The sequence below is a fragment of the Odoribacter sp. Z80 genome (assembly GCF_009935865.1).
Taxonomy (GTDB): domain Bacteria; phylum Bacteroidota; class Bacteroidia; order Bacteroidales; family Marinifilaceae; genus Odoribacter.
In genome coordinates this window covers 98,604-106,027 of the sequence record NZ_QWEL01000012.1, presented here as the reverse complement: position 1 = coordinate 106,027, position 7,424 = coordinate 98,604, and the positions used below count along the sequence as shown (strand labels likewise).

At 45.5% G+C, this 7,424-nt stretch carries 5 protein-coding genes; 2 read left to right on the top strand and 3 right to left on the bottom strand.

Going from position 1 to position 7,424, the window contains the following annotated elements; genetic code table 11:
• The first annotated feature begins 218 nt into the window (after nucleotides 1-218).
• On the top strand, nucleotides 219-1,526 hold the full coding sequence (locus D1136_RS09285) for an acetyl-CoA hydrolase/transferase family protein (RefSeq protein WP_161877362.1): 1,308 nt from the start codon (nucleotides 219-221) through the stop codon (nucleotides 1,524-1,526).
• A 66-nt stretch (nucleotides 1,527-1,592) separates the two neighbouring features.
• On the top strand, nucleotides 1,593-2,948 hold the full coding sequence (gene dgt, locus D1136_RS09280; protein ID WP_161877361.1) for a dGTP triphosphohydrolase: 1,356 nt from the start codon (nucleotides 1,593-1,595) through the stop codon (nucleotides 2,946-2,948).
• 18 nt (nucleotides 2,949-2,966) lie between these two features.
• Here dgt and D1136_RS09275 read toward each other — a convergent pair whose 3' ends face one another.
• From D1136_RS09275 to D1136_RS09265, 3 genes are all read right to left on the bottom strand, one after another.
• Nucleotides 2,967-4,868, bottom strand: a complete 1,902-nt coding sequence (locus tag D1136_RS09275) for an alpha-L-fucosidase (protein ID WP_161877360.1) — start codon at nucleotides 4,866-4,868, stop codon at nucleotides 2,967-2,969.
• A 37-nt stretch (nucleotides 4,869-4,905) separates the two neighbouring features.
• Nucleotides 4,906-6,483, bottom strand: a complete 1,578-nt coding sequence (locus D1136_RS09270; protein WP_161877359.1) for a sulfatase — start codon at nucleotides 6,481-6,483, stop codon at nucleotides 4,906-4,908.
• A 67-nt stretch (nucleotides 6,484-6,550) separates the two neighbouring features.
• The gene (locus D1136_RS09265) at nucleotides 6,551-7,408 is read right to left on the bottom strand and encodes a family 16 glycosylhydrolase (RefSeq protein ID WP_370461329.1); all 858 of its coding nucleotides are present in this window, start codon (nucleotides 7,406-7,408) and stop codon (nucleotides 6,551-6,553) included.
• Nucleotides 7,409-7,424 lie beyond the last annotated feature (16 nt).

Below are 7,424 nucleotides of genomic sequence, written 5' to 3'. Positions count from 1 at the left end.
CCAATAAAAACGAACGTTTATTTCTGCTATTTGCAACCAAATTTCAATTTTATCGCACCTCCCCCCAATCATTCACTTACCAAAGAAATTTCGATACGGGCTTCGGTAATTTGTATTCCTCCGACCTTTTTTAAGTCAATTCTTTTGCACTTTTTACTTTTTATTCCCTACCTTCGCATTCGTTTGAATAATACAATTTTAATCTAAATAACAACATCATGTATCAAGGTATAAAAATAGTCTCATTTGAAGAAGCAGTGAAAGTGGTGAAATCGGGCGACCGGATTCATCTCCACAGTGTAGCCTGTGCACCTCAAGGACTAATCCAGGCACTTTGTGCCCGGGGACGTGCCGGAGAACTGAAAAACATCAAATTACAACATCTTCACACAGAAGGCTGTGCTCCGTATGCGGAACAGGAATTTGAAGGCATATTCCAGTTGGAATCCTTCTTCGTCGGTAAGAACGTACGTAAACCGACACAGGAAGGCTGGGCGGATTATATCCCCGTCCACCTGAGCGAAACCCAGAAACTGATCCGTATGGGAATTACTCCGGTAGATGTGGCCATGATTCAGGTATGCCCTCCGGACAAGCACGGTTATGTATCTATGGGAACTTCCGTAGATGCCACCCTGGCTGCCGTTCAGCACGCCAAAACAGTTATCGCGGTTATCAACCCCAACGTTCCCCGTGCTTTCGGGGATGCCATCATCAAATTATCGGATATTGACATCTTCTGCGAAGACAATACTCCGCTGATTGAAGCGAAACCGGCCCAACCGTCCGAACAGGACATACAAATCGGAAAGAATTGTGCAGCCCTCATTGAAGACGGAGCCTGCCTGCAGATGGGTATCGGAGCCATACCGAATGCCGTGCTTTCCCAGCTCGGCAACCATAAAAACCTGGGTATTCACACCGAAATGTTTGCCGACGGGGTATTACCTCTCTACTACAAAGGAGTCATCAATAACCTGAACAAAAAATATGACAAAGGAAAAATCGTATCTACTTTCCTGATGGGTTCCAAAGAAGTCTACGATTTTATTGACGATAATCCGGCAGTAGCCATGATGGATGTAGGTTACACCAATGACCCGTTTATCATTGCCGAACAGCCCAAAATGACAGCCATCAACTCTGCCCTTTCCATTGACCTCACAGGACAGGTAAATGCCGATTCTTTAGGTTGTAAATTTTACAGCGGCTGCGGCGGTCAGCTGGATTTCATCCGCGGGGCAGCAGCCAGCAAAGGAGGTAAACCCATTATCGCTATGCCGGCAGTCACCGCCAAAGGAGTCAGCAAAATCTGTCCTACCCTATTAAACGGTGCAGGAGTAGTCACTACCCGCTTTGATGTGCATTATGTAGTAACGGAATTCGGTGTGGCCGATCTTTATGGCAAAACGATGCAGGACCGGGCAAAAGCTTTAATCGGCATAGCAGCCCCCCAATGCCAGGAGGAATTGGATAAAGCTGCTTTCGAACGCTTCGGCAGCCACTACCATTTTGTTACAAAATAACGGCAACAATATGCTAATGCAATAACTATTATTGCATTAGCATTCTCTTTTAATACCCACACTTGTATGATGGACTGGAATAAACTTATATCAGCACACCGTTACCATCCGGGAAATACAACTTCCCTGTTTCATTCCCATGACCGTTCGCAATTCCAACGCGATTACGACCGACTGATATTTTCGTCTCCTTTCCGTCGCTTACAAAACAAGACCCAGGTATTTCCATTACCCGGCAATATCTTTGTACACAATCGATTAACCCATAGCCTGGAAGTAGCCAGTGTCGGACGTTCCCTGGGAAATAAAATCTGCCAGTTCCTGAAACAGCAGCCTCTATCCATTGAAAATCCGGATGTTCTGGAAGAAATCGGTACCATCGTCAGCACCGGCTGTCTGGCCCATGACCTCGGGAACCCTCCATTCGGTCATTCCGGAGAAGAAGCTATTTCCTATTTTTTCAGTGAAGGCGAGGGACTTTATTTCAAGAAGCTTCTTTCGGACGAGGAATGGAACGACCTCTGCCACTTCGAAGGAAATGCCAATACTTTCCGATTGTTAACCCACAGTTTCAACGGACGACGGCCGGGAGGTTATACCATGACCTATACGACTCTTGCTTCCATTGTCAAATATCCGTTTGAATCCACAAAAGCCAATCCGCACGGCTTCAAATACGGTTTTTTTCAGAGTGAAAAAGAAATTTACCAGCAAGTGGCAGAAGAGCTGAATATTCGCAAACTGGGTGACAGTCCCCTGCAATATGTCCGCCATCCTCTGGTGTACCTTGTCGAAGCAGCCGATGATATCTGCTACCAAATCATGGACATCGAAGACTCCCACAAACTCCGGATATTGTCCTATGATGAAACCGTTAGCATATTAGAAAGTTTTTACGATAAAAACACAGACAAAGAAGATCTGAAAATCATCAATCGTACTTTCAAGGTGGTCACCGACAAAAATGAAAGAATAGCCTTTCTGCGCGCCGGCATCATCAACAAACTCATCAATGCCTGTTCCGACGCATTTTGCCGGAATTATGAGGCCATCATGAAGGGGGAATTCAACAGCACCCTCATTAAAGAAGTACAGGGCACCAACAAAGAAGCCTACGATGCTTGTACATCCCTGGCCTACGGACGTATCTACCACACCAATATGGTAACCCAGATTCAGATTGCCGGTTTTAAAATCTTAGGAACCATTTTAAAAGAATATACGGATGCTGTACTAAAACCGGAAACTTATTACGCCCGAAACTTGCTTTCCATCATGCCCGAACAATACAAAGTCAGCAAAGAGGATTCTATGTACACCAAAATCCAAACCGTAGTCGACTATGTTTCAGGCATGACCGATTCCTATGCTTTAAGTCTCTACCGCAAAATCAAAGGGATAGACTTACCTGAAATCAAGTAATTTACGCTTTCGACCGAATCAGTCAAAAGCGTAAAGTACCCCAATCTCTCCTACCGTAACAAACGGTCTATGCTCTATCTCCCGCACCACCTCAAAACGGAAATAACGAGCCGGATAGTTATTTTTAAACCGGATAGTCTGGGAAATCGGATTATTTTTAATATTACTGAATTCCCCGTTGCCCTCACAAAGGCTCCATTTCTTCCCATCCCGGCTTACATAAAAACGATATAAATACACCGTCCCGGCAAAATCATTTTCCGCAACCGGCTGATAAGTAAAACCGGACAATTTATATTCCTTTCCCATATCCACCTCCAGATAATGAAGGCCATCTGAACTATCCGATTGCCAATAAGTTGCCGGATTACAATCAATAGCAGCCACAGCCGGATGAGCAGGAATTTCTGAATCCACTCCCAGCACTTTCCATCCTTTCTTTTCGTTCCGGATTACCGTATTTTCCTCCCTTTGAACGTCTAAACGTTCCGCCCGGTAGGCTCCTGCATAACTTAGGTTCATACCGGCACGTCCCCGTTTATAGATAAAACGTATCTTTTCGGGAGAACATTCCTCAAAACGCACCAAGCGCTTATACCCCACAGTAGTCCCCCGGGCCAATTCCTTCCAATCGCCGTCTAACCATCCCTCCACCACAAATTCTTCCACCCGTTGCCCCTTGCGGATGTCTTCCCCCACCATAAACACATTCACAACCTCTCCGGGTTTCAGGGCATATTCCACCATTTCCCCCACCTTCAGTTTCCGTTCCACCTCCCCGCCCTGCAAGCGGTTGTCTGCAAAAGTAGCAGAAATATAATCCCCAAACTCTTTCAAACGTGTTACATCACTTTCACTCAACAGCCCCCGTTTGTCAGGAGGAACATTCAGCAACAACACCGAATTATAACCGACCGATTGAAAATAAATATCTACAAGATGAGCCAAAGATTTCACCCGGGCATCCTGCTCTGCATGATAAAACCACCCCGGCCGGATAGACACATCCACCTCGGAGGGATACCAGAATACCCGGTTTGCCTCCACCACCTTTTCCCGGCTTCCCAGGTCTTTCGCCGTAGGTTTCAGTCCAAGACGTTCATTCTCCTCCTGCGCATTCTCATAACTATCCGCTGCATACGGGGTAACACTCCACTCCGTTTCGCGTCCCAAACCCCTTTCATTACCAACCCACCGGATGTCATTCCCCATAATAGCCTTGACAGCCTGGGGTTGCAGGCTGTCTATCACGGCATTAAAAGCTTTCCAGTCATAAATTTGCAATTTACCGTTCGGTCCTTCTGCATTTGCTCCGTCAAACCACACTTCATCCACCCGGCCATAATTTCCCAGCAACTCCCGCAACTGTTCCATAAACATCCTGTTGTATGCCGGAGAATCTCCGTAACAGGATGCATTTCTATCCCAGGGAGACAAATACACCCCGAACTTCATTCCGTATTTGTCACAAGCTTCTCTTAACTCCCTCACGACATCCCCCTTTCCGTCCTTCCAACCCGAAGATGCAACCGAATGCTTCGTCGTCTTCGTCGGCCATAAACAGAAACCGTCATGATGCTTAGCCGTAAGGATAACCATCTTAAATCCGCCGGCCTGAAGTGCCCTTACCCATTGTTCACAATCCAAATCAACCGGATTAAACCAAACCGGATCTTCTGTTCCGTCTCCCCATTCCCGTTCCGTAAAAGTGTTTATCCCGAAATGTAAAAATGCAGTCAGCTCCAATTGCTGCCAACGATACTGTCCTTCTGTCGGAACTACATGGGCAGCCATATCTATTTTCTGTTCCGGAGTAGCTCCTTCCGGAAAAGTAACTTCTTTCACATGGTACGTCTCTTTCTCCTTACATCCTCCGAGAAATAAAAACAGCACCACACCTGAAATGAAAAATTTCTTCATATCTTAAATCTTCCTTCAAAAACCGTCAAACAACATTTTAATTCAGATTTCTGACAGGATCATCATACTGCACTTGCAGACTCTCCAATTCCGCCTTCAATTCCTTCGTCAGCTCTTCGGTTCCCGGCTGACCGTAAAGATTATGCATTTCTGTCGGGTCTTCCTGTAAATCATACAATTCCCAAGCATCAATATCCTGATAAAAATGCATTAACTTATAACGTTCGGTACGAACTCCGTAATGACGGCGAACGGCATGCTCTGCCGGATATTCATAATAATGATAATAAAGCGATTTCCGCCAATCGGACGGATTTTCACCTTTTAACAAGGGTAACAAAGACACTCCCTGAATATCTTCGGGAATAGGAAGCCCGGCCAAATCCAGAAAAGTAGGCGTATAATCAATATTCTGTACCAACTGCGCAATATCCCCCCGCCGGTCAAATCCTTCCGGTAAACGCATAATCAAAGGAGTACGCATAGATTCTTCATACATAAACCGTTTGTCAAACCACCCGTGTTCTCCCATATAAAAGCCCTGGTCAGAAGCATAAACCACCAATGTATTTTCCAGCAAACCTTCCTTTTCCAATTCTTCCAAAAGACGACCGACATTATCATCCAGCGACTTCACCACTTTTGCATAATCCCGCATATAGCGCTGATATTTCCATTTTGCCAAATCCTTTCCCCTCAGTTTCGCATTTTTAAATTGTTCTATAATCGGATGATAATGGCGGTTCCAGGCTGCCTTCTGGGCCGCATTCATCCGCCCGTAAGTTCCTAACGTATCCTGCTGACGGATATACAAGGACTTATAATGATCTTCCACCCGTTCATCCAACATTTTCAGGTCATAAATCAAAGTCATATCCTTATCAATACTCATTTCCTGCTTCCCGGCAGCTATACGTCCCTGATAATCATCCCAGAAATTGGCAGGCAACTCAAACGTCTTATCTTCATACAATGCCAGGTCACAAGTATCAGCCATCCAATTCCGATGGATAGCCTTATGATGTACAAACAAACAAAAAGGTTTGGTTGTATCCCGCTTCTGCCGCAGCCAGTCTATACTCAGGTCAGTAATGATATTCGTCACATACCCTTCCTTCCGGACAGTACCTTCCGGCGTGATAAAATCCGGATTATAATAATCCCCCTGTCCGGGCAAAATAGTCCAATAATCAAAACAGGTAGGTGTGCTCCCCAAATGCCATTTTCCAATCATAGCCGTCTGGTAACCGCCTGCCTGCAACAACTGCTGGACAGTCTGTTGTTCCCCGTTAAACATCGCCCCGCTGGAATTATCGGTATAACCGTTCTTATGGCTGTGCTTCCCCGTCAACAGAACAGCACGGCTCGGACCGGAGAGCGAATTACAAACAAAACTATTGGTAAATCTCACTCCTTCAGCAGCAATACGGTCAAGATGGGGAGTTTGCATATGTCGCTGCTCATAACAACTCATCATTTGCTGAGCATGGTCGTCTGTCATGATATATACAATGTTCAGCGGCTTTTTTTGCTCCGCTTTCTTTCCATTTCCTCCACACCCGTTCAAAACAGCCAAACCGGCCAAAGGCAAAAAATAATTTACTGTCTTCATCATAGTTATATAGATATTACTTGGTTTCTCCAATTCCTGCAGTTTTATACAACTGCTTTCCTGTCTTTGACTATTCTCCGGTTTTCTGATACACCCTGACATAATCAATTTCATACCTCATAGGAAATGCCTGCTCGTCAGGAATCCCGCCACTTACTCCAATAGCAAGATTCAGCAATAAATAATGAGGTTGACGGAAAGGGTTGCGATGCTGACCGAAATCCCCGTTTACCGTTTCACTTAAAAATACCTCATTCAGCAATTCATCGTCCAGGTAAAGCCGAACAGCCTCCTCATCCCAATCCATCCGCCAGACATGAAACTTTTCTCCCCACTGAGGATCTTTCTGTAAAAAATAATCATAAGGAGTTTTGCCGGTCCTCCATTCCGAATCCCAGCGCCGGTCTTTCCCCCAGGCAACATTGGCCAAAATATGGGGCACCCCGCCAATCCGGTAATATTCCATCAAATCAATTTCCCCGCAAGAAGGCCACTCCAAATCAGCACCCAAGGTCCAGATGGCAGGCCATGCTCCACTCCGGGTCGGGATTTTTGCCCTGATTTCAAACCGCCCATATAAAAATTCCTTTTTCATGCGCGTCTTGACACAAGACGAAGTATATTCAGCAAACGGCCGGTTGAAACGCCAATTTTCACTATGTTCGTCATAGGCTGTATTCGTTTTTCTTTCCTTTCTCGCTTCTATCACCAGCAAACCATCCTCACAAAAGGCATTTTCAGGCTGATACCACTGGAGTTCTTTATTTCTGACAAAGCCGTTTTCATACATCCACCAATCCTCATTCAGATGGCCATCCCGGTCAAACTCATCATGCCACACCAATTTCCAGCCCGGATATTGCTTAACCGGTTGTTCTGCCTGACGACACTGGACCAAACCCAACAAACTGAACACAACGAAACTCATTTGCTTAACCATTACT

Excerpts from the sequence above, each read along its gene's own strand:
- D1136_RS09285 (WP_161877362.1), top strand. The coding sequence starts at position 219 with ATGTATCAAGGTATAAAAATAGTCTCATTTGAAGAAGCAGTGAAAGTG.
- dgt (WP_161877361.1), top strand. The coding sequence starts at position 1,593 with ATGATGGACTGGAATAAACTTATATCAGCACACCGTTACCATCCGGGA.
- D1136_RS09275 (WP_161877360.1), bottom strand. The coding sequence starts at position 4,868 with ATGAAGAAATTTTTCATTTCAGGTGTGGTGCTGTTTTTATTTCTCGGA.
- D1136_RS09270 (WP_161877359.1), bottom strand. The coding sequence starts at position 6,483 with ATGATGAAGACAGTAAATTATTTTTTGCCTTTGGCCGGTTTGGCTGTT.
- D1136_RS09265 (WP_370461329.1), bottom strand. The coding sequence starts at position 7,408 with ATGAGTTTCGTTGTGTTCAGTTTGTTGGGTTTGGTCCAGTGTCGTCAG.